Raw genomic sequence first — 4313 nt, 5'->3', positions numbered from 1 at the left:
ATATAACACCTCCTCTTTTTGATGTCAACTAAGCAAATTATCTCTTTTTTATCGTTTTGGCATCTTTTATCACTCAAAACTCACCCCAAACCCGCACCATAACTAAAAGACATTTGCAACGCTCTCATCTTTGCAAAATCGAACGAAGGGGATAGGGAGATGATGGAGGGAGATAGGGGGATAAGAAGACAAATCGTAACTATTCACCACGAAGGGCACGGAGAGCACGAAGTGAAATTTGATGAATTATCGAATAGAGTCATTGGATGCGCTATAGCGGTGCATCGAACTCTTGGGCCAGGTTTGCTTGACACCGTGAAGAGTGATAATTCACAATTCACAATTGACAATTCACCATTCACCATTATTAAGGAAATTTAGGGAAGAAATGGTGAATGGTGAATAGTTACCGTTTTTTTTAAGATTAAGTGGTTTATCCTTTTTTAACCGCAAAGAACTCAAAGAAATTAACCGCAAAGAACGCAAAGATTATAGTGCTCTGTTAAGATTGAAGTTGCATGTTACTTAGGTAATCGGTAATCAGTAATCGGAGATAACAGGTCATTGTTTTCTCTTCACCGATAACCTGATAACCGATAACTTTCTAAACATAGCAAAGCAAACTTAACAAAGCAATAGGTTGTTCACCACCTTATTTTCCTTCCTTTGCGTCCTTTGCGAAATCTTCCTTTGCGCTCTTTGCGGTTAAATCTTTATACCTTTAAAAAACTTGAACATCAAGTCTAAGTAAAGTTTTGAATAATAACTGCTATATCGACTGGTTAATGATCCTCTGGGTTGTCTTTTGGGACTCCAAAATGTCAAGAAATACAAAAAGATGGCAAGAAATGAGGTAACACAATGCCACGCACCGTAAATATAGCCTTAAGTTCTATGCAACGCTCTCGTGAACTTTTGGTTAATACTATAAAATTTACACTTTACAAAATCACTTTATTATGTTAAATTTATCTTGTTATGACTTTAAATTCTAAACTTAAATCTCTACCTGAAGAACCTGGTGTATATCTGTTTAAGGATAAGGCGGGTAAGATAATTTATGTTGGTAAAGCCACCTGTCTATCGAAGCGGGTCAGGTCATATTTCCAGAAAAAAAGACCTGCCTTGCCCAAAGATTTAATTCTCAGAGCTAAAATTGCGGATTTGGATTATATCGTGGCTAATTCTGAAGTAGAGGCGTTGATATTAGAAAATAATTTGATTAAAACATATAAACCAGGATATAATGTTACTTTCAAAGACGATAAAACCTATCCGCTCCTTAAAATTACAACACAGGAAGAGTTCCCGGGAATTTTCACCACAAGGAGAGTTTCGGATGATGGGGCAAAATATTTTGGTCCCTATACTCATAGCGGTAATCTGCGTCAAACATTAAAATTAATCCAGGAAATATTCCAGATTAGAACTTGTAAATATAAACTTAATGCCGGTAAAAAACTGCAAAGACCCTGCCTTAATTTTGATATTAAAAGATGTCTTGCACCCTGTTGTGGAAATGTTAGCAAAGAAGATTATCAAAAGATGGTTGAGCAGGTATGCCTGTTTTTAAATGGTCGGGTTGAGGAATTAATCAATGAACTAAAAATAAAGATGAAGAATGAGGCACAGGCGTTACGGTTTGAGAAATCGGCTATAATTCGTGACCAAATCTTTGCCCTGAAAAATGTAATGACCAGGCAACAGGTTGTCTCTCTATCACGGGTTGACCAGGATATTATTGGTATTGCCGAATTGAGTGAACCCAAACAAATATGTGCCGTTGTTTTCTTAATCAGGGATGGAAGATTGATTGGAGATGAACATTACTTCCTGAAAATAGGCTTAACAGAATCCGTAGGCGAAATACTAACTGCTTTTGTCAAGCAATATTATTCACGAAAGACATTTATCCCAAAAGAATTAATTTTGCCTGGTAGAATAGAAGAAGAAAATACCATTAAAGAATGGCTGAATGAAAAAAAAGGGGCAAAGGTTAAAATTTCTGTTCCAAAACGGGGCGAAAAAAAATATCTCATTGACCTGGCGACAAAAAATGCGGCTGTAAGTCTTTTATCTCAAAAAGCAGAAGAAAACATAAAAATACTTATCTTGCTCCAGAATTATCTCCATCTACCTACATTACCAAAGCGGATTGAGGCATTTGATATATCTTGTTTAACGGGTAAAGATGCCGTAGGTTCTTTAGTTGTCTTTGAAGAGGCACAGCCAAAAAAAAGTGAATATCGAAGATTTAAAATTAAAGGAGCGGATTTAGCTGGCGATGTCGCGATGTTAGAAGAGGTAATCAGACGAAGATATACCCGCCTCTTGAATGAGAAGAAACCGCTTCCGGATTTAATATTAGTTGATGGCGGCAGACAGCAATTAAATATAGCCTTTAAAGTATTATCTTCCTTAGGCATATCAAATATACCATTAATAAGTCTTGCCAAACCCCAGAAAAAAGGAGAAAGGGAGAAGATATTTACGCATTCTTCCTGTCTGATTCCACCTCCGGATTCTAATGTCTTACATTTAATTCAACAAATTCGTAACTCTGCACATAGATTTGCAATCGCTTATCATCATCAAATTAAACGAAAAAGTGCCATCCGTGCACAATTAAGGTAACTATTCAGCCACAGATGGACACGGATAAAACACAGAATTATATCTTCTGTTATTCCTTCATCTTTTAAACCCATTTAGAGTAGAAAGAGTTGGAAGTGTTGGATGAGTTGAAGGAGTTTCTTCACTGACACTGACACTGTCACTGTCATAGGTAAGGCTCAGGGAAAATTCAGGGAGTGAAGTTTTGAGGATGGTTTCCCAAATGTCACTAATTTCCTGCATAAATAGAGTCTATAGTCTTGTGTCTGATGTCCAGTGTCTGAATTACAGAACTTGTCAATAAAAACATTGACAAAAAATAGTAAATTTTGTATAATTCTAGGTGGTTAATATTACTTTTTGGGGTATTCTACAGAAGAAGAGGTTAATGCCAAATAAGGGACGGTTCACTTTTGTTTGAAATCTTGCGGTTAGAAATTAGAAATTGGGACAAAAATCAAGAATCTTTCTCCCTAATTTCGAATTTCGTAACCGTTCAGAGATATAGCCACAGAGTCACAGAGAACACAGAGGAAATATATAACCACGAATAAACAGGAATACACAAAAAGATTTGTAGTGCGAGGCTTTAACCTCGCTTCTGGTAAACCGGAAGGCAAACCTAAAGGTTCGCACTACATTTATGGGATGTCAGAGGTTAATTCGTGTCCTTATGTGGCTAATTTCCTTAATTCTCTGTGAACTCTGTGCCTCTGTGGCTGAACGGTTACGAATCTTTCTCCCTAATTTCGAATTTCGTAACCGTTCAGAGATATAGCCACAGAGTCACAGAGAACACAGAGGAAATATATAACCACGAATAAACAGGAATACACAAAAAGATTTGTAGTGCGAGGCTTTAACCTCGCTTCTGGTAAACCGGAAGGCAAACCTAAAGGTTCGCACTACATTTATGGGATGTCAGAGGTTAATTCGTGTCCTTATGTGGCTAATTTCCTTAATTCTCTGTGAACTCTGTGCCTCTGTGGCTGAACGGTTACCGAATTTCCAATTTCATTTCCAATTTCAACGTTCTGTGAACGCCCAAAAAAATCAGAGGAAAATGATAAAAATGAATCGTGTCAGTATGTTCATTACCTTTGAAGGCACTGAGGGTAGTGGGAAGACTACCCAGTCAGAATTACTTACAAAGGCATTGCGAGAAAAAGGGTTTGAAGTCCTTCATACCTATGAGCCCGGTGGAACTAAGATTAGTGATAAGATAAGGCAGATATTGTTAGACCCGGAGAATTCCAATATGTCGCCTTTAACTGAGTTATTTCTATATTTATCTGCCAGAGCTCAACATATCGAGGAGGTAATAAAACCAGCATTAGCGGCAGGTAAAATAGTTATCTGTGACCGCTTTATTGACGCTACGATGGCCTATCAGGGTTATGGTCGAGGGCTAAATAAAGATTTGATACAAAAACTTAACGCTGTGGTTACCCAGGAGCTTAAGCCAGATTTAACCTTTGTTCTGGATGTTGACCCGCAAGAAGGATTGGAAATGGCTAAAACTTTATCTACGGCAGGTCTGGGAGATAGAATTGAACAGGAGGCACTTGATTTCCATCAACGAGTCCGACAGGGTTACCTTGAAATCAGCAAACAAGAATCGGCAAGGGTGAAAATAATCAACCGACAAAAAAGTGTTGAAGAAATACATCAAATTATTTTGAATTTATGCTCAGGAATTG

The 4313-nt window shown here is 37.5% G+C and carries 3 protein-coding genes; all 3 read left to right on the top strand.

The window, feature by feature from the left end; translation table 11 throughout:
• Window positions 1-159 precede the first annotated feature (159 nt).
• Window positions 160-381, top strand: coding sequence for a hypothetical protein (locus AB1414_16380; protein ID MEW6608995.1), 222 nt, complete (start codon window positions 160-162; stop codon window positions 379-381).
• A gap of 597 nt (window positions 382-978) precedes the next feature.
• Window positions 979-2634 carry an excinuclease ABC subunit UvrC gene (gene uvrC / locus AB1414_16375; GenBank protein ID MEW6608994.1) on the top strand — a complete coding sequence of 552 codons (1656 nt, stop codon included), beginning with the start codon at window positions 979-981 and terminating at the stop codon, window positions 2632-2634.
• A gap of 1015 nt (window positions 2635-3649) precedes the next feature.
• On the top strand, window positions 3650-4313 hold a 664-nt coding region (gene tmk / locus AB1414_16370; GenBank protein ID MEW6608993.1), incomplete at its 3' end, for a dTMP kinase.

It is taken from the genome of bacterium (assembly GCA_040755795.1).
In the GTDB taxonomy this organism is placed as follows: domain Bacteria; phylum UBA9089; class CG2-30-40-21; order CG2-30-40-21; family SBAY01; genus JBFLXS01.
This window is presented reverse-complemented; position numbering and strand designations above follow the sequence as displayed.